Consider the following 18,042-nt stretch of genomic DNA (forward strand, 5'->3'; position numbering starts at 1 on the left):
CGCGCGCCTGTATCAACTGTCAGCCTGCTAAACGCGTGATGAATGAGGCGCGCGGGGCTGTGGCGCGCGACAAAATGCGCAGGTCAGACCAGTCGGCGATCCGATGCCCAGCGGGAAAGCTCGTAGCGGTTGGACAGCTGGGTCTTACGCAGCACGCTGGACACATGCGTCTCCACCGTCTTCACCGAAATGAACAGCTCCGACGCGATCTCCTTGTACGCGTAGCCGCGCGCGAGTAGCCGCAACACATCCCGCTCCCTCGGGGTAAGCAGATCCAGCTCCGGATCGCTGATCGGCGCCGCGCCCGGCCGCTCGGAAAACGCGTCCAGCACGAAGCCCGCCAACCGTGGCGAAAACACCGCGTCACCGTCGGAAACCCGGCGTACCGCGCGCACCAGCTCCTGGCTGGAGATCGTCTTGGTGACATAGCCACGCGCCCCCGCCCGGATCACCGCGATGACGTCCTCGGCGGCGTCCGATACGGACAACGCGAGAAACACCACCTCGGGATACTCGGGGCGGACCCTGCGCAGCACCTCGGCGCCACCGCCGTCCGGCATGTGCACATCGAGCAGCACCACATCCGGCTTGTGGTGCGCGATCCCCGTCACCGCCTCGGCCACCGAACCGGCCTCGCCGACTACATGCACCTCATCGGTGATCGAATCCAGCTCGGTGCGCACCCCCGCACGGAACAACGCGTGATCATCGACCAGAAACACCCGGACCGGCTGCCTACCCACCTGCGGCTCCGTCACGTCCTCGCCTCGCTCTCTGTCATGCCGGCCGCTGCAGCCGACCCCCGCACGACGACCGACAGCTGCACCTCGGTGCCTTCACCCGGCGCGGTACGCAGCCGAACCTCGCCGCCATTGCGCTCCATCCTGCCCCGAATGGAATCCGCCAGACCATGCCGGTCACCCGATACCGTGCTCTCGTCGAAGCCACTACCCCGATCCCGCACGAAAATAGTCACGCGATCATGCTCGGCTTCGGCGTAGACGCTCACCTCGTTCTCGCCAGAATGCTTCGCGGCGTTCACCATTGCCTCGCGGGCGGCCTGCACCAGTGCGGTGAGCTGTTCGGTCATCGCGCAGTCGCCGACCACGACCTGTTGAACCTGAATGGCGAAACTGTCCTCCACCTCGCCGCACACCTTGGCGACCGCTTCGGACAGCATGCTCGGCCCGGCGTGCTCGGCGCCGGGCTCGCCGCCACCCGAACCACCGCCCGAGCCACCCGAGCTACGGCCGTAGCCGGTGGGACCGTACAACCAGCCGCGTAGCTGGCGTTCCTGGCCGCGTGCCAGCCGCTGCACCTCGCGCGGCTGATCGGACTGCTTCTGGATCAACGCAAGCGTTTGCAGCACCGAATCGTGCAAGTGCGCGGCGATCTCCGCCCGCTCCTCGGTACGGATCCGGGCTCGCCGCTCCTCACCGAGGTCGCGAACCAGGCGCAGCCACCAGGGCACGGTCAGTACCGCCACCCCCACCAGCGCGGCGAGCACCGAGAACACCGCGAACTGCACATCACCGAGGTTGGCATTGCTCAGCACGAACACCGCGATCCCGCTGATCACCATGGCCACGCCGGCAAGCACCCTGATCAGCGCGGTCCGACCACCACCGCCGAGCACCGCGCCAAGCACCCCGGCGCGCAGGTCGCCAACCCGCAGATCCCGCCGCCAGCGCCGACGCTGTGATTCATCGGCTTCCCGCCATACGACGACCACACCAACCAGCGCCACGCCAAGCGAAGCAGCGACCCAGCCACTGATCGCCCCGGTCAGCGTGCTGATCGCGATAGTCAGCCCGATACCAAGCGCGAGTAGCCCGTAAGCCTGTCGACGTTCCCTTGTGGAGATCGTGGCGGTCTCCGCCTCGGCCGGCTGCTGCGGAGCGAACACCCACAACAGCCCGTAGGCAAGCACCCCGGCGCCGCCCAAGGCGGCGAGCGCCACAAGCGCGATGCGTACCCACAGCACGCTCAGGCCAAGATGGTCGGCAAGGCCGCCAGCAACACCCGCGACCGCTCGACCATTACGTCGCCGCAGCATCTTGACCGGCTCGGTGTCCGGTTCGGCGAGCGCGCCGGACTGCCCAACACTGACCGGCGCGGACCGGGTAGCGATCTCGGTTTCGCCGGTATCCGCGCTGGTCGGCGCCGGGTCCGAGACGGCCTCAGGCGACTCCAACGATGAACTCACGTTATCCATACTCACATGACCGGGGCAGTCTTTCATCAGGGAACAGCCCCGAGATCGACCCCGGCCCTGGGGTCAAGTTCAGGGGCCTCCCTGATGTGCCGACGTCCCCCGATACGTCAAGCTCGATGACGTGAGCAAGACACGGGAATCGTCGAACCCACCCGGCTTCGAAGCCACGGTGCGGGACTTCTGGGTGAGTCGGCCGCGCCGACCGCACCAGGGGCGCAAGATCGCGGGTGTCGCCGAGGGCATCGGGCGCCGCTATGGCATCGATCCGGTCATCGTCCGGGTCGCGCTGGCGGTCGGGGCGTTCTTCGGCGGCAGTGGAGCCTTGGTCTACCTACTCGGCTGGCTGCTGTTGCCAGACGAGCGTGACGAGGCCTCCGCTGTTGAGGCGCTGTTCGGCAAGGGCACGTCCAGCACCGGGCATGGCTTCACGGTGCTGCTGTTGCTCGGCCTCTTCCCGGTCGGGGGGTGGGCGTTTTCCAGCGGGGCTGTCCTCAACGGGTTCGTCGGACTGGCGCTCGCGGCTGCCGCCCTTTTCCTGCTGCACCGCAGCAGGGGGCAACTACGCCGCCCAGCAGTCACCACCTATCAGGAGGCAAGTATGTCCTCGGCGACAGCCGGCCCCGCGATGGGCGGCCCAACAATGGGCGGCGGGGGATCCCCTGCGCACAGCGCGGGGCAGGAATGGGACCCACTGGGCGCCGACCCGCGTGGCTGGGATATGCCCGCGCCGGTTCCGGTGCCGGTCGAACCAGATCCCGAACCACCGCGCCGGAAATCCCGGATCGGCGTGGCCACCCTCGGCGCGACACTGCTCGCCGGCGGCAGCGGCGTGGTTCTACACCAGCTGGGCGTCGGCTGGTTCACCCCGGCGCACATCATCGGGATCATGCTTGGCGTGCTCGGCATCGGGATGGTCGCGAGCGCCTTCGCCGGTGCCGGCCGCGGGCTGATCTGGCTGGCCATCCCGCTGAGCGCGGCGGGCCTGGTGTTGAGCTCGATTCCCCTGGACGCCTTCCGCGGCGGCATGGGTGACCTCAATGAGCGGCCAACCACGCTCGGCCAGGTGCAGGACAGTTACGAGCGCTCGATCGGCAGTATGCTGGTGGACTTCTCCGGGCTTCCGGACTCGGGCAACGTGCGTTCCAACCTGAGCGTGGGAACCGGCGCGCTGAACGTGGTGGTACCCGAAGACGCCACGGTGAATGTGACGTGCAGTTCCGGAGCCGGCTCGATGTCCTGCCTCGGCGAGGGATACCAGGGCCTTGGCGCGGAGCGCACGGTTACCGACAACGGTTCGAGCGACCTGACGATCGACCTGGACGTGGAGGTCGGCATGGGAGACCTGGTGGTGCGACGTGGCTGAGCAAACCAATGGCACGCGGCGAGCACGCAGGAGCCCGCTGGACGCGCTGACCCTGGTCGCTGGGCTGGGCGTGCTCGGCGTGTCCGGGTACGTGCTCAGCGATGGAGCCGCCTGGTTTCCCGGGTTCGATGCACGCTGGCTAGTCGCTGGCGGAGCCGTGCTGATCGGTGTTCTGTTGCTGATCGGCTCGCTACGCCCGAAGCCCGACCGGTAAGCAGCACCCGCTGGACTACCGGACGAGCACGTCGCGGAATGCCGGATGCGGGTCACGGAGAATCACCTTGGCCCCGTCCGCCGAGGTCCGTGCGCCGACCAGCCTGGCAAGGCCGGCCCTGGCGAAGGCGAACGGTGCCGCGATCCCCAGCAGCACCCCGACGACCAGCGGAATCGCCAGCTCAGGGACGGCCTCTCCGAGAACCAGCCGCAGCACGATGGCCAGCAGGATGAGGCCGAGCCCGCCGTACCCGAGCACTCGGCTGAGCAGCCGCCAACTTCTCCGGGTTCGTACGCAGCTAGCGCACAGTGGCCAGTCCCGAACCTTGGTGATCCGCACCCGGCTGCCCCAGTCGGCCATCCGGGCATAGGTCGTTAGCGCGTTGGTGTTCACCACGGACGCACGCTCTTTCGGCGGGCGGGATTGCAGATCAAACGCGACCCGCTGGACCGACGGCGCACCGTGCCGGGCGCAGTGGTCCGGCATCCGTGCCCGCTCAGCAAGCCATTCGGCGTCGACAGCGTATTCCGTGCCGGGTTCGGTCACTCCCACTCGATCGTGCCTGGCGGTTTACTTGTGACGTCCAGGGTCACCCGGTTGACCTCGGCGACCTCATTGGTGATCCGCGTGGATATCCGCTCGAGCACGTCATAGGGCAGCCGCGTCCAGTCCGCGGTCATAGCGTCCTCACTGGACACCGGACGCAACACGACCGGATGCCCGTAGGTTCGTCCGTCGCCCTGCACACCGACGCTGCGCACATCGGCAAGCAGCACCACCGGGCACTGCCAGATATCGCGATCCAGTCCGGCCGCGGTCAGTTCCTCGCGAGCGATCGCATCCGCTGCACGCAGGGTGTCCAGCCGGTCCTGGGTCACCTCGCCGATCACCCGGATGCCAAGGCCGGGCCCAGGGAACGGCTGGCGGTGCACGATCGTCTCCGGTAGGCCCAGTTCCAGCCCCACCCTGCGTACCTCGTCCTTGAACAGTGCCCGCAGTGGTTCAACCAACTGGAATCGCAGATCCTCGGGCAGCCCACCGACGTTGTGGTGACTCTTGATGTTCGCCGCGTCGGCGCCTCCGCCGGATTCCACCACGTCCGGGTAGAGCGTGCCCTGCACCAGGAAGTCGTAGTCGCCCTGCGCGGTCAGTTCCCGCGCGGACTGTTCGAACACCTCGATGAACTCACGACCGATGATCTTGCGCTTCTGCTCCGGGTCGGTGACCCCGGCAAGCGCGGAAAGGAACCGCTCCCGCGCGTCCACGGTCACCAGGTTCACCCCGGTCGCCGCCACGAAGTCGCGCTCGACCTGCGCGCGCTCCCCGGACCGCAACAACCCGTGATCCACGAAGACACAGGTGAGCCGGTCACCGATGGCGCGTTGCACCAGCGTCGCGGCAACCGCCGAGTCGACCCCGCCGGACAGTGCGCAGATCGCGCGGCCGGTACCCACCTGATCCCTGATCTTGGCGATCTGTTCGTCCACAATAGATGATGTTGTCCACTGTGGACGAATCCCGGCGATCTCGTGCAGAAAGCGACGGAGCACCTCTTGCCCGTGCGGAGAATGGGCGACTTCCGGGTGGTACTGCACACCCGCGGTGCGCTGTGCCACGTTCTCGAACGCGGCGACCGGTGCGCCGTCCGTGCTCGCCGTGACGGTCGCACCCTCTGGCGCCTTGGTCGCACTGTCCCCATGCGACATCCACACCTGGTGCGCGGTTGGCAGCCCATCATGCAGCCGGCCGCCGTCGCCGAGCACTCGCATGTCGGTTCGACCGTACTCGCGCACCCCGGTGGCTTCGACGGTGCCGCCGAGAGCCTGAACAAGCAGATGGAACCCGTAGCAGATACCGAACACCGGGACCCCGGCGTTCGCCAGCGCGGGGTCCATCCCCGGCGCACCTTCCGCGTAGGCGCTGGACGGTCCACCGGAAAGGATGATCGCGGCCGGGTCACGAGCGAGGATCTCGTCCACACTGGCCGTATGGGGCACGACTTCGGAGTACACCTGCGCTTCGCGGACCCGACGCGCGATCAGCTGCGCGTACTGGGCACCGAAGTCAACGACGAGCACTGGTTTGGTCACCCCGCCATTTTCCCGCCCACGAAGCTGATCACCCGAGCAGGGGTGCACTCGGCCGTGTCGGTGTGCCAACCTCGGTGATCAACTCCACAGGCCAATACGGTGGTGACATGGACGCGATCATCCCCACTCCTCGCCCGTGCTGGATCGCCGGCGAGCCGGAACAGGGCGAGTCCGAACGGACCGTCTACCACCCGCAGGACGGAACCGACGTGGCCACGATCGCGGCACCGGGACAGGCGCAGATCGAGCGGGCGCTGGCGGCAGCGGCGGATTCGCGGCTATCCGAGTGCACCGACGATCAACGGGCGGCGCGGCTCGACAAGCTCGCCGGTCTGATCACCGAGCGAGCCGAGGAAATCGCCGAGACCATCACCACCGAATGCGGAAAGCCGTTGCGCTGGGCACGAGCCGAGGTCGATGAGTCCGCGGCGGCGGCGCACCGCGCCGCGGCCGAAGCACGGCGCGCGCCAGCTCGGGCGCGCCCGAGCGAGGAGCAACCCGAGGCCGACACCCAGCTGATCCTGCGGCACCGGATGCCCCGTGGACCGGTACTGGCGGTCACCGGCGTGACCTTCCCGTTTGGCGCGGCGGCACTGGCTACCGCCGCCGCGCTGGCGGTTGGCGCGCCGATCGTGCTGTGCCCTGCGCCACATGCCCCGCTGAGCACACTGCTCCTCGGCGAGATGCTGGCCGAGGCGGATATTCCAGCCGGCGGGTTCTCGGTGCTGCCGGTGACCGACGAGGAAACCGCGCAGCTGGTGGCTGATGCGCGGTTGCCCGTGGTCTACAGCGCGGACGACGAGCGAGGTCCGTGGCCGTTCGCCGAAGGCAGCGGCCGCAAACACACCCTGCGGGCGAACGGTCATCTGGTCACCGCGGCGGTATGCGGCGACTGGCCGTGGCTCCGGTTGGCTGCCCAGCGAATCGCGCTGTTCGGCCTCGGCCAGGCGGCCAGTACCGTTCGCCAGGTTTTCGTGGAACGCTCCATCGCCGAGTCGTTTCGCACTGAGTTGGTGAACGCGGTGCACCAGCTCAACCGGGGTGATCCATTCGATCCGGACGTGGAGATCGGTCCGCTGATCGACGAGGCGACCGCCGAACGCGTCACGCTGGAGATCGAGAACGCGGTGCACGCCGGCGCCGCGCTGCTCGCTGGTGGCGGGCGGGACGGCGCGCAGGTGGCGCCCACCGTACTGACCGACGTACCGAGCTCCGCCCAGCTGTGGCACGGGGCGCTGGCGGGACCGGTGCTCTGCGTTCGCGTTGTGGACTCGGTCGACGAGGCGTTCGCCGCCATCAACACCGCCGCGGCGACCGGCGGCGAACCAACGCGCGACCGGCATGTCGGCCTGTTCACCAGGGACACCGCTATTGCGCTGCGGGCTCCAGCCGAGCTCGCGGTCGGCACCGTGCTGATCGGCGATGTGGCCTCCAGCGGTGCCGCCGGGCGGGGCGTGGGTCAGCCCGGCCTCCTCACCGCGATCGCCGAGTTCACCGAGGAGCGCAGGCTGGTGTTTCGCACCCCACTGGCCCCAGTAGACCCGGCGGGCTAGTCGCTGGTGGCAGGGTTGTGCGGCCGCAGCGCCGTGGGCGCCGATTCCGGTACGGCCGGCCAGCGCGGCGGCACTGGCGCGAGCCGCAGGTAACCGGCCGCCTGTTCGGGCCGTGGATCGGTGGCGCCGTTGTTCGGCCAGAGCGACATGGCCCGCTCGGCCTGCGCGGTGATCGCCAGCGAGGGGTTCACCCCGAGATTCGCGGAAATCGCCGAGCCATCCACAATCGACAGATTCGGATAACCGTGCACCCGGTGGTACGGATCGATCACCCCGTCCTCGGGATCCAGCGCGATCGGGCAGCCACCGATGTAGTGCGCGGTCAGCGGGATGTTGGCGAGTTCTGACCAGGTGCCGCCGGCAATGCCGTCGATATGTTGCGCGGCCAGCTCATTGGCGACCTGGCCGGCCGGGATGTAGCTCGGGTTGGGCTCGCCGTGGCCCTGCCGGGAGGTGTAGCGGCGCCGGCCGAAAAGGCCCCGTCTGGTGTATGTCGTCAGCGAGTTGTCCAAACTCTGCATCACCAGCAGGATCACGGTGCGCTCGCTCCACCTGCGCACACTGAGTAGACGCAACGTCCGCACCGGATGTTGCAGGACATGCCGGATCGCCTGCCGCCAGCGAGGAATCGGCAAGCCACCATCGGTCGCGATCGTCTGCAACAGGCCCATGGCATTGCTGCCTTTGCCGAACCGCACGGGTTCGATATGGGTGTGCTCGTCCGGATGAATCGACGAGGTGATCGCCACGCCGCGGCTGAAGTCCCGCTCGGGATCTACGTGCGCTCGAGCGGCACCGATGATCGACTCCGAATTGGTTCGAGTCAGCCTGCCGAGCGCGGCGGAAAGCCTCGGCAACATGCCGGTGTCGCGCATCCGGTGCAGCAACGTCTGGGTGCCCCAGGTGCCGGCGGCGAGCACCACCTTCCGCGCGGTGAGCGTGTGTCGTGCCCGCCCTCCGGTGCGTCGAATGTCCACGCGCAACGTGCCGTCCGGCCGCTCCCGCAGGCCGGTGACGGTGGTCATCGGCACGATCTTCGCGCCGTGCTGTTCGGCGAGGTACAGGTAGTTCTTCATCAGGGTGTTCTTCGCGCCGACCCGGCAACCGGTCATACAGGAGCCGCATTCGGTACAGCCGGTGCGCGCGGGGCCGGCCCCGCCGAAGTAAGGGTCGGCGGCCTGCTCACCCGGCTTGCCGAAGTACACCCCGACGGGTGTCGGGTGGTAGCTGTCCGGTACGCCCATATCGGCGGCGACCTTGCGCATCACCTCGTCATGCGGGGTGTCCAGTGGATTGGTGACGACCCCGAGCATCCGGCTGGCCTGGTCGAAATGCGCGGCGAGCTCGGCCCGCCAATCGGTGATATGCGCCCACTGCGGGTCGGTGTAGAAGGCGTCCAGCGGGCGGTAGAGCGTATTCGCGTAGTTCAGCGAGCCGCCGCCGACGCCCGCGCCGGCGAGGATCATCACGTCGCGGAGTAGATGGATACGCTGCACGCCGTAACAGCCGAGTGCCGGTGCCCACAGGTAGCGACGCAGGTCCCATGAGGTCTTCGCGAAGTCCTCGTCCGCGAATCGCTGGCCAGCCTCGAGCACGGCCACGCGGTAGCCCTTCTCGGTCAGCCGCAGCGCCGTCACACTGCCACCGAACCCCGAACCGACGACTATCACGTCGTAGTCGGTACCGGCACCAGCCACGTCGATGTTACTGGTGAGTTGGGAACGCATGGAGTAACACTAGCTCGCCATCCGCCACCCCGCTACCGGCAAGTAATAACCACCCAGCAAGCGTCGAACGGCCCCCTTCGGCCCCACCCAAAATCAACAGTTAGCCCGCGAAACTCAATTATTGAGCATCCACAAACACCGCAGTATGCACATATGTGCACAGATATCAACGGTTAGCCCGCTGAACGCATTAGTTGCAGATACCAAGTTTCAACGGTCAGCCTGCTAAACACAATTATTTGCCGAGGCTAAGTATTGCGCGGTTAGCCTGCTAAACGCGATGTGGGGAGGTCGTTGGCGCTAGTAGTGGGCGGCCTAGCCGCGGATGGTGAGGCCGACCTTCTGGAACTCCTTGAGACTGGAGTACCCGGTCTTGGCCATCGCCCTGCGCAGCGCGCCGAACAGGTTGACCACGCCATCGGCATCCATTGACGGCCCGAACAGCAACGTGCGCAGATCAACGGCGCAATCCGGCCCCGCCGCTACCCTGCTGCGCGGCAACGAAGGATGCGCGGCCGCCGACGTCCAGTACAACCCCTGCCCTGGCGCCTCGCTGGCCGCCGAAAGCGGCGCACCGAGCATGACCGCATCCGCGCCACAGGCAATCGCCTTCGCGATATCGCCGGACACCTGAACCCCGCCATCGGCGATCACGTGCGCATAGCGCCCGCCGGTCTCATCGAGATAATCGCGCCGCGCCGCCGCCGCGTCCACGATCGCGGTGGCCATCGGCACCCCGATGCCGAGCACACGATCGGTGCTGGTGACACCCGCGCTGTGGCCGTACCCGACAATCACGCCAGCGGCCCCGGTCCGCATCAAATGCATCGCGGTGCGGTAATCCCCAACGCCACCGGCGATCACCGGCACCTCGAGATCGGAAATGAACCGCTTGAGATTCAGCGGCTCGCCGTCCCGCGCCACGTGCTCCGCGGAGACGATGGTGCCCTGCACCACCAGGATCTCCACACCCGCCGCGAGCAGATCCGGCGTCAGTTCCACCGCGTGCTGTGGGCTCACCCGCACGGCCACGGTGATCCCCGAATCGCGGATCTGCTTGATCGCCTCGCCAATCAGATCCATCCGGATCGGCGCGGCGTGCAACTCCTGCAACACCCGGATCAGCGCGGTGGGGTCGTCGGTGTCCTCGGCGGCCCGCACGATCCGAAACAGCGCGTCGTCCACGTTTGGATGCCGGGCCCAGAGGCCTTCGGCGTTCAGCACGCCCATCCCGCCGAGCTCGCCGATCTGTACCGCCGTACCCGGGGAGACGACCGCGTCCGTCGGATGTGTGACAAGCGGGATATCGAACCGGTAGGCATCGATCTGCCAAGCCATCGACACGTCCTGCGAAGTCCGTGTCCGCCGGGACGGAACGATCTCGATGTCGTCCAGCTCGTAGGCGCGCCGCGCGGTGCGGCCCATCCCGATCTCGACTTCGTCCCGCACGTAAGTCCCTCCTCCGACGCCGCGATGACTCCGCGGTCACTCCGCAATAAAGCCACGTGAGCCTAACAGCGCGGGCTCGCCGGCTAACCGCTCACGCGGCATCCGTACTCCGTCAGCGGGTCGCGTAATTCGGAGCTTCGGTGGTAATGGTCACGTCGTGCGGGTGGCTTTCTTTCAAACCCGCCGCGGTGATCCGCACCAGCGAGGCTTCCTGCAGCTCCGGCATGGTGCTCGCGCCCGCGTAACCCATTCCCATCCGGAGTCCGCCGACCAGCTGGTGCACCACGCTCGCCAGTGGACCGCGGAACGGGATCCGCCCCTCGATGCCTTCCGGGATCAGCTTGTCCTCGGAAAGCACGTCATCCTGCGCGTAGCGGTCCTTCGAGTACGACTTGCGGTCACCCTGACCACGCATCGCACCCACCGAACCCATGCCGCGATAGACCTTGAACTGCTTGCCGTTGACCAGCACCAGCTCACCGGGCGCCTCGGCGGTCCCGGCCAGCAGTGAGCCAAGCATCACGCTCGAGGCGCCAGAGGCGATCGCCTTCACGATGTCGCCCGAATACTGGATACCGCCGTCCCCGATGACCGGAACCCCTGCCGGCCGGCAAGCCTGGTCCGCCTCGAAGATCGCGGAGATCTGCGGCACACCGACGCCGGCAACCACCCTGGTGGTGCAGATCGAACCGGGACCCACCCCGACTTTGACGCCGTCCACACCGGCGTCAACGAGCGCCTGGGCGCCCTTCCGAGTCGCCACGTTTCCGCCGACCACGTCCACGGTGTCGCCGAGGTCCTTCTTCAACGCGGCCACGGTGTCCATCACCGCCCGGGAATGTCCGTGCGCGGTGTCCACCATCAGCACGTCGACACCGGCGTCGGCCAGGGCCATCGCGCGCTGGAGTCCGTCGGCACCCACGCCGACCGCGGCACCCACCAGCAGTCGACCGTCCGGGTCCTTGCTCGCGTTCGGGTACTGCTCGGTCTTGACGAAGTCCTTGACGGTGATCAGCCCACGTAGTTTGCCCGCGCCGTCCACGATCGGCAGCTTCTCCACCTTGTGCCGGCGCAGCAGCCCGAGCGCGACCTCCGCCGTGACCCCAACCTGGGCGGTGACCAGCGGAGTCTTGGTCATCACCTCGCTGACGGGGCGCGCGTGGTCGACCTCGAACCGCATATCCCGGTTTGTGATGATGCCCACCAAGGTGCCGTCCGCATCGGTGACCGGCACCCCGGAGATGCGGAATCGGGCACACAGCGCGTCCACCTCAGCCAGCGTGTCCTCGGGTGCGCAGGTCACCGGATCGGTCACCATGCCGGCCTCCGAGCGCTTCACCACCTCAACCGCGGCGGCCTGCTCGTCAATCGGCAAGTTTCGCTGGAGCACCCCGATGCCGCCTTGCCTGGCCATCGCGATACCCATCCTGGCCTCGGTAACGGTGTCCATGGCCGCTGAAACCAACGGAACGCGCAGGGTGATGTTGCGGGACAACCGAGTGCTGGTGTCGACCGAGCTCGGCATCACATCCGACTCGGCGGGCAGCAGCATCACGTCGTCAAAGGTCAACCCGAGCGTCGCGAATTTGGCCGGCAGGTCTTGAGCAACAAGCTCGCTGGTCATTGTGGGTGCTGGACCTTCCTCGCGAGGGTGGGCGCGGCAAGCAGGTTGCGAAGCGGGAAGCCACCGCGAACGACACGTATCGATGGTATCTGGACGTACCCCCACCCTCGCCCGGTACCGTGCTTGCTCGTGCCGCACGATGCGTTGCCCCCAGACCCGTTCGCGAATGACCCGGACGACCCCGCCAGGGCGCTCCAGGAGCCAATCGACGAGCCAGGAGACGAGATCACCTCGGCCGAACGCGCCGAACTACTGGCTGATCTCGCCGATCTTGCCGTCTACCAGACGCTTCTCGAACCGCGCGGCATGCGCGGGATCGTGGTGGACTGCGGTGAGTGTGCCGAACCGCACTTCCATGACTGGAGTCTGCTCAGGGCCAGCCTTGAGCAACTGCTCGACAACGGCTACATGCGGCCGCATGAGCCGGCCTTCGACCCGGACCCAGCCAACTATGTGAGCTGGGATTACTGCCGCGGCTTCGCGGACGGGGTGACCGCCACCGAAAACGCCCGCCGCGCGGGCTAGCACTGATCAGATAAACAAGCCCTCGACCACTCGGTACCGGACGCTCAGCTGACCTGGCGTCCGGTACCGGTGTCGTTAGCTGGTCGAGTTCGAACTGCCACTACCCGAGGTGCCGTTCCGGGTGCCGCCATCCGTCGTGTCCGACTCGGGGCTCGTACTCGGCGTCGGAGTGGACGAGGTCTCCTCGTCATCTGGCGGCAGCTCGTCGTCTACCGGTGGAGTGGACGGCGAGGTCGGATCCGTCTGACTGGTCTCTTCCGGATCAGTGGCGGGATCGGAGACCACGGTGCTCTCGTCCTCACCCGGCCGCTCTGGCTTATCGCCGGGCTTGCCCTGGTGGTCGCCGCTGCCCTGCTGATCCCCGTTGTTCACCTTCTGCAACAGCTCAGTGTGCTTGGACTCCAGCTCGCGCAGCTGTTCCTCGGAGACCTTCTTCATGTTCTCTTCGGCCTTGGCCAGTGCCGCCCGCGCGGTGGCGATATGCCCGCTGTCCAGCGCGGTGGATGCGCGTTCAAGGTCGGTCCGTACCGTGGCTGCCGCCTCGACGGAGTTCGCGTGGTCGGTGTAGAGAACCCGCGTCAGCCCCCAGAGCGCGTCACCAGGCTCCGCGTCCTTGGCAGCGAGTCCCATACCGCCGAAGGCGATGGCTAACACTGCTGCAGCCGCGGCCACCGGCACGAAAGGGCGCCGCCGAGCACGCTTGCCACGCTGCCGCGCAAGTTGCGCGGTACGCACCGTTGTCACCGCCTGGTCGTGATCAACCAGGTCCGGGATCGGCTCGCTGTCGATATCCCGGCGCCAGGCCAGCAGTACGGCGTTGAGCTCTTCCTCGTCCAGACCGTTCATCACGTCCGGATCGGTGCCACCAAGAGCACCAAGCAAGGCGTCATCGGCTTGGACGGTGGACAGATCCACCAGCTGATCGGACTCGTCGTCGCCTTCCTCGGCCGAGCCCTCTTCGGCCGAGTTCTCCTCAACCGAATACTCCTCGGCTGTGCCGTCCCCCACAGCGGCACCAGGCAGGTTGACGACGTTCGCTTCAGGTCCAGCATCCGCGGCACTTTCCTCGGCCGAAGCGGACTGGTTCACCTCGTCGGCCGGTCCAGGCACACCCGCATCCATCCGCTCCGCGGGGCCGTCGGAGTCTGACTCGCGTCTTTCGTCAGTCACTCAGACCACCTCCTCGGCTTCCAGGACTTTCCGCAGCCTGGCGAGCGCGCGATGTTGCGCGACACGCACGGCGCCCGGAGTCGAACCGACCGCATCGGCCGCCTCCTCGGCGGACAACCCAACTACCACTCGCAAAACCACGATTTCCCGTTGTTTCTCCGGAAGCACCCGAAGCAGCTTGGCCATGCGATCGCTTAGTTCGCCCTGCATGGCGCGCTGCTCGGGTCCCGCAGCGATTTCCACTTCGTCCGGAATATCGGCGACGGGCTCCGATCGGTTACGTCCCGACGCCCGATGGGCGTCAGCAACCTTGTGCGAGGCGATGCCGTACACGAAAGCCAGGAAGGGTCTTCCCTGGTCCCGATAGCTGGGCAGCGCAGTCAGCACCGCGAGACACACCTCCTGCGCCACGTCGTCCGCGGACGCGAACGATCGTTCCTGCCGCCCAACCCGTGCGCGGCAATACCGAACTACCAGCGGGCGGATCGACGCCAGCACTCGTTCGATTGCCTGGGGGTCGCCGTCGACGGCCGCGCTAACGGACGCGTCAAGGCCGTCCCCCGAAGTGGTCATCGCAGACAACAGTCCTGGTGTTAACCGTGTAGGTGTACCGATATGCAGGCGCGCTGGCCGTGGCGTACCACTAACCAGCGACTCCCCTACCGTACCGGTCCACACCAACGCCGCGTGGCGAGGTCAGTGGTGATTTGGCCGAGTGTCTTGTCCGTACAGCTCCGTGGCGTAGTGAGTTACGCCACGAGGCCGCGCCGGAAGCCGTGCGCGACCGCCTGAGCACGGTCTTTGACACCGAGCTTGCGGAACAGTCGGCGCGCGTGCGTCTTCACCGTGTCCTCGGACAGGTACAGCTCGCGACCGATTTGCCCGTTGCTCTTGCCCTGGCTCATGCCCCGCAGCACCTGCAGCTCCCGTTCGGTGAGCTGCACGCCCGGGTCGGAGGGCTGGCGTGGCGCGGGCACCGAGGTGCTCGCGAGGGTGTGCGCGAGGGCGGCGACCAGCTCTGGCCGGGAGGCATCCCAGCGCAGATAGCCGCGGGCACCGCCGGCGATCGCGGCGGCGATACTCGCCGCGTCGTCTGGCGCACCGAAGACGATGACGTTCGCCTGCGGATTCGCGGAGACGAGCCGTCGCGTGGCCTCCACTCCGGTCGGTACGGCGCGCTGGGTACCAACGAGCACCACATCGACCGGCTGCCGGGAGAAACGAGCGAGCAACTCGTCACCGTGCGCTACGCAGTCGATGCGGCTAACCCCTGGGACAGCGGACATAACGCGTGTTAGTCCTTCCCGCACACTGCGCCGGTCGTCACAGATCAAGACCGTCGTCACGGGGACTCCTTTCCTGCAGCCGGGTGACCTTCCTATTCCCCTATCGGACGCTTTCGGCCGGACCTTGACACGATCCGGTGGTGAATTTGGGAAAAAGTTCGCCCAGATGTCGGCCATGGACGCACAGCGCCAGCACTGGCGCGCTGCTACGGGTCCGCCCGCAGGTCAGCTGGCATCCAGGAGGATTCGGTCGCGAGAGCCCTACCGACCGGATCTGCCCACCGTACAACTCTGCGTAGCACGCCGTTAACCCACGGGCCAGGTTCACGTCCGACGGCTTGCGCGGCCAACAATCCCGCCGGCCAGCGCAGGCTGTGCAGGCCGAGCTCGGTGGTCCGTTCGACGGCCCGGTCGGCGACCTCGGCGGCACGCCGGTATTCCCCGAGCCCAACCAGACAGGCCGCGAGCACCAGCTCGGACTTGACCGTGTGACGCGCAGCGCAGCGCGCTGAGCTGCGCGCACGGGCCCGTTCGGCATGCGGCAGCGCGCGATCCGGGCGACCGGTCGCCAGTTCGACCTCGGCGTGTACCCAGCAGTCCCGCACCTCGGTGCGCCAGCTGGGGCTGTCCCCAAGGCCGGCCCTGCGCTCGAGCAATCGGCGAGCCTCGGCGCACCGGCCAAGCCCGAGCGCGTCCGCGGCGAGGCCGAGCAGCGCGTCCGCTCGGGCGCCCGCCCAGTCCACCCCGTCCGGGTCCAACTGGACGGCCCACTCCGCTTGCCGCCCTCCGGCGCATCTAGCCAGCGCTTCCGCGTCCAGCTGACGCGCGGCGGCGTGCCCGCCCAACTGTCGGCGGTGGGCGGCGAGCGTGCTCGCGGACAGCGAGGCAATCACCGGGTCGGCCGAATGACGTAAATCACCCAGTATGACCGCCGCCGCCGCGTAGCGGCCCTGACCACCAAGCACCACCGCGGCAAGCCAACGCTCCCGCGCCGTCGTTGTGGCCGTACTCAGCACCCACACGGGCGGCGACGTACCGCTGCCGAACGCGGCGGCGCGCAGTTCGACCGCCAGTTCAGCCATCACCGATTCCCATCTCGCGCGCCACTCGCCCCGATACTTGCACGCCCAAAAATCAACAGTTAGCCCGCTGAACTCAATTATTTAGCGTGCGCAAGCAAAGGGTGTACGGGGCCTAGTGACGGGGCAAAAGGCCAGCGCACGTCAGGGTATACGGGCGTGCACCCGGTCAAGCACCTCGCGCGGAGAGGCCGCACGATGCACCGCGGCGGGCAACGGCACCAGCTGCCACCCAGGGCCATACGCGACCAGCCGAGGCGCCGCGCACAGCCGACCGAGGCGCTGGAAGTACTCGGGTTCGGCCGAGCGGGAATGCCGCGCCCATACGGCGATCACCGGCGGCGCCAGCCGCTCCGCGGCGGCGAGTAGCGCGCTGATCGGGCGTACCGCGCCGAGCAACCGCGTGCTCAGGCCGACGCCGCGCAGCGCGGCGTCGGCGAGATACATCGGCAGGCCGCCCTGCTCGGCCGCCACGCTGCACAGCAACACGGGCGGCGCGGTAGGCGAAGCCGAGACCGCCGGCATGGGCCGCAGCAGCGCCGCGAGTACGCATTCAGCAAGCAGGTAGGCACCCGCTGAGGCGTCCGTATCGTCGCCAAACGCGTCGAACACCGGCTCGATGACCCGCTCCCAGGCGTCCAGCACGCCGTGCTCGGCAATCGCCAGATCCAACTGTTCACGCAGCGCAAGCGAGTCCAGCGCGCGGGTGGCGCGGCACAACCCCTTCACCGCCCTGGCGAAACCAGGCCGCGCGCTGGCACCGCGCGGCGAACCGGCATCAAGCTCACCCGGTCCCAAGTCACTGGTTCCCAGCCCGCTCGCCACGGGCTCAGCCGCTGGCAACTCGCTGGCCAGCGCGTACCTGGCGGCATCGGCCGAGGAGGCGCCGCGCAGCAGCGCCTTGCGCATCACCTCGAGGCGAGCGATATCCGCCGGCCCATACCGCCGGTGGCGCCCGCTGGCGTGCTCCCGAGGACCCAGGCCGTACCGGCGGTCCCAGGTGCGCAACGTGGCCGGCGCGACCCCGAGCCGGCGAGCAACCGCGGCCACCGGCAAGGTCGGCGGCTCGCCGTTCTCGCTCGCGGTCCCGGGGATTCCGCGCTCGCTGCCACGCGCCACGCGCCACATCGTCACCCCGCCGGACGGTCTCGGCAACTGGAGCGGAGTCCCAGTGCGCGGAACCCGGAAAGGCCCGGTCTCACACCGAAGGGTGATGCCTAATGGTGGAAATGTGGCCGTACCGGACATCGCCTCTTGAACAACCCTTGGCGCGCTTCTAACGTGACCGACGCTACACCAAATGGAGTAGCGAACTACGAGTCCTCAATTGCTGAGGAGGCGCTCACGATGGCAGACACGCGCAGGCTTCCTGGGCCGAACGCCGACATCTGGGATTGGCAGCTTCAGGGCTCGTGCCGGGGGATGGACAGCGGGTTCTTCTTTCACCCTGACGGGGAGCGGGGGCCGGCACGCGCACGGCGCGAGGCACGGGCGAAATCGATTTGTCAGTCGTGCCCGGTGCTCCAGCTGTGCCGACGGCATGCCCTCGCGGCGCATGAGCCGTACGGGATCTGGGGCGGGATGTCCGAGTCCGAGCGGGAACGAATCATCCGGGCGAACGAACGCAAACTCCGCGAGCTCGCCACCGCCAACTAGATGAATGATTCCGTGAAGATCACGTGAAGCGTGTCGCGCTGGGGAAGTAGGTGGAGGGCTTCCAAGATCATTGTGTGACGAACAACCTCGA

Annotated in this window: 17 protein-coding genes; 5 read left to right on the top strand and 12 right to left on the bottom strand. The window is 67.6% G+C overall.

Annotated features, from left to right (window positions below; translation table 11 throughout):
* Positions 1 to 83 precede the first annotated feature (83 nt).
* Positions 84 to 758: a response regulator gene (locus EV191_RS20245; protein WP_132878687.1), complete on the bottom strand. Its 675-nt coding sequence runs from the start codon at positions 756 to 758 to the stop codon at positions 84 to 86.
* Entirely contained in the window at positions 755 to 2,215 is a 1,461-nt protein-coding gene (locus tag EV191_RS20250) for an ATP-binding protein (protein ID WP_132878731.1), read from the bottom strand. The genes EV191_RS20245 and EV191_RS20250 overlap by 4 nt, the downstream gene beginning before the upstream one ends.
* A 121-nt stretch (positions 2,216 to 2,336) precedes the next feature.
* Between EV191_RS20250 and EV191_RS20255 the strand changes: the two genes are divergently transcribed.
* Together EV191_RS20255 and EV191_RS20260 are read left to right on the top strand one after the other, a co-directional pair.
* On the top strand, positions 2,337 to 3,578 hold the full coding sequence (locus EV191_RS20255; RefSeq protein ID WP_132878688.1) for a PspC domain-containing protein: 1,242 nt from the start codon (positions 2,337 to 2,339) through the stop codon (positions 3,576 to 3,578).
* Complete coding sequence (locus tag EV191_RS20260; protein ID WP_132878689.1) at positions 3,571 to 3,792, top strand: hypothetical protein; 222 nt, start codon at positions 3,571 to 3,573, stop codon at positions 3,790 to 3,792. The genes EV191_RS20255 and EV191_RS20260 overlap by 8 nt, the downstream gene beginning before the upstream one ends.
* Positions 3,793 to 3,807: 15 nt before the next feature.
* Here the strand turns inward: EV191_RS20260 and EV191_RS20265 are convergent, their stop codons facing one another.
* Both EV191_RS20265 and guaA read right to left on the bottom strand, forming a co-directional pair.
* Positions 3,808 to 4,338, bottom strand: a complete 531-nt coding sequence (locus tag EV191_RS20265; RefSeq protein WP_132878690.1) for a hypothetical protein — start codon at positions 4,336 to 4,338, stop codon at positions 3,808 to 3,810.
* Positions 4,335 to 5,882, bottom strand: a complete 1,548-nt coding sequence (guaA, locus tag EV191_RS20270; protein ID WP_132878691.1) for a glutamine-hydrolyzing GMP synthase — start codon at positions 5,880 to 5,882, stop codon at positions 4,335 to 4,337. The genes EV191_RS20265 and guaA overlap by 4 nt, the downstream gene beginning before the upstream one ends.
* A gap of 107 nt (positions 5,883 to 5,989) precedes the next feature.
* On the opposite strand from guaA, the gene EV191_RS20275 reads away from it, so the two are divergent.
* A complete protein-coding gene (locus tag EV191_RS20275) occupies positions 5,990 to 7,435 on the top strand; it encodes an aldehyde dehydrogenase family protein (RefSeq protein WP_132878692.1) in 1,446 nt (481 codons plus the stop codon).
* Here EV191_RS20275 and EV191_RS20280 read toward each other — a convergent pair.
* The 3 genes from EV191_RS20280 to guaB form a co-directional block, all read right to left on the bottom strand.
* The gene (locus EV191_RS20280; protein WP_132878693.1) at positions 7,432 to 9,162 is read right to left on the bottom strand and encodes an FAD-dependent oxidoreductase; all 1,731 of its coding nucleotides are present in this window, start codon (positions 9,160 to 9,162) and stop codon (positions 7,432 to 7,434) included. The genes EV191_RS20275 and EV191_RS20280 overlap by 4 nt on opposite strands.
* Positions 9,163 to 9,477: 315 nt before the next feature.
* Entirely contained in the window at positions 9,478 to 10,611 is a 1,134-nt protein-coding gene (locus tag EV191_RS20285; RefSeq protein WP_132878694.1) for a GuaB3 family IMP dehydrogenase-related protein, read from the bottom strand.
* 112 nt (positions 10,612 to 10,723) lie between these two features.
* Entirely contained in the window at positions 10,724 to 12,235 is a 1,512-nt protein-coding gene (gene guaB, locus EV191_RS20290; RefSeq protein WP_132878695.1) for an IMP dehydrogenase, read from the bottom strand.
* A 129-nt stretch (positions 12,236 to 12,364) separates the two neighbouring features.
* Here guaB and EV191_RS20295 point away from each other — a divergent pair, with 129 nt between their 5' ends.
* Entirely contained in the window at positions 12,365 to 12,760 is a 396-nt protein-coding gene (locus EV191_RS20295) for a DUF5319 domain-containing protein (RefSeq protein WP_165913022.1), read from the top strand.
* Between the two features lie 75 nt (positions 12,761 to 12,835).
* Here EV191_RS20295 and EV191_RS20300 read toward each other — a convergent pair whose 3' ends face one another.
* The 5 genes from EV191_RS20300 to EV191_RS20320 all read right to left on the bottom strand — a co-directional run bounded on the left by EV191_RS20300 (position 12,836) and on the right by EV191_RS20320 (position 17,423).
* Entirely contained in the window at positions 12,836 to 13,930 is a 1,095-nt protein-coding gene (locus EV191_RS20300) for an anti-sigma-D factor RsdA (protein ID WP_243659079.1), read from the bottom strand.
* Complete coding sequence (locus EV191_RS20305) at positions 13,931 to 14,503, bottom strand: sigma-70 family RNA polymerase sigma factor (RefSeq protein WP_132878697.1); 573 nt, start codon at positions 14,501 to 14,503, stop codon at positions 13,931 to 13,933.
* A gap of 176 nt (positions 14,504 to 14,679) precedes the next feature.
* Positions 14,680 to 15,276, bottom strand: a complete 597-nt coding sequence (locus EV191_RS20310; RefSeq protein ID WP_132878698.1) for a response regulator transcription factor — start codon at positions 15,274 to 15,276, stop codon at positions 14,680 to 14,682.
* A 146-nt stretch (positions 15,277 to 15,422) separates the two neighbouring features.
* Positions 15,423 to 16,298 (bottom strand): hypothetical protein, encoded by an 876-nt coding sequence (locus EV191_RS20315; protein ID WP_132878699.1) that lies wholly within the window; start codon positions 16,296 to 16,298, stop codon positions 15,423 to 15,425.
* 141 nt (positions 16,299 to 16,439) lie between these two features.
* Positions 16,440 to 17,423, bottom strand: a complete 984-nt coding sequence (locus EV191_RS20320; protein ID WP_243659087.1) for a MerR family transcriptional regulator — start codon at positions 17,421 to 17,423, stop codon at positions 16,440 to 16,442.
* 219 nt (positions 17,424 to 17,642) lie between these two features.
* Here EV191_RS20320 and EV191_RS20325 point away from each other — a divergent pair, with 219 nt between their 5' ends.
* On the top strand, positions 17,643 to 17,951 hold the full coding sequence (locus tag EV191_RS20325; RefSeq protein ID WP_132878701.1) for a WhiB family transcriptional regulator: 309 nt from the start codon (positions 17,643 to 17,645) through the stop codon (positions 17,949 to 17,951).
* Positions 17,952 to 18,042 lie beyond the last annotated feature (91 nt).

Source organism: Tamaricihabitans halophyticus (assembly GCF_004340875.1).
GTDB classification, from domain to species: domain Bacteria; phylum Actinomycetota; class Actinomycetes; order Mycobacteriales; family Pseudonocardiaceae; genus Tamaricihabitans; species Tamaricihabitans halophyticus.

Coding starts and splice junctions, on each gene's coding strand:
- EV191_RS20305 (WP_132878697.1), bottom strand. CDS start 14,503: ATGACCACTTCGGGGGACGGCCTTGACGCGTCCGTTAGCGCGGCCGTC.
- EV191_RS20325 (WP_132878701.1), top strand. CDS start 17,643: ATGGCAGACACGCGCAGGCTTCCTGGGCCGAACGCCGACATCTGGGAT.
- guaB (WP_132878695.1), bottom strand. CDS start 12,235: ATGACCAGCGAGCTTGTTGCTCAAGACCTGCCGGCCAAATTCGCGACG.
- EV191_RS20280 (WP_132878693.1), bottom strand. CDS start 9,162: ATGCGTTCCCAACTCACCAGTAACATCGACGTGGCTGGTGCCGGTACC.
- EV191_RS20315 (WP_132878699.1), bottom strand. CDS start 16,298: ATGGCTGAACTGGCGGTCGAACTGCGCGCCGCCGCGTTCGGCAGCGGT.
- EV191_RS20250 (WP_132878731.1), bottom strand. CDS start 2,215: ATGGATAACGTGAGTTCATCGTTGGAGTCGCCTGAGGCCGTCTCGGAC.
- EV191_RS20320 (WP_243659087.1), bottom strand. CDS start 17,423: ATGTGGCGCGTGGCGCGTGGCAGCGAGCGCGGAATCCCCGGGACCGCG.
- EV191_RS20275 (WP_132878692.1), top strand. CDS start 5,990: ATGGACGCGATCATCCCCACTCCTCGCCCGTGCTGGATCGCCGGCGAG.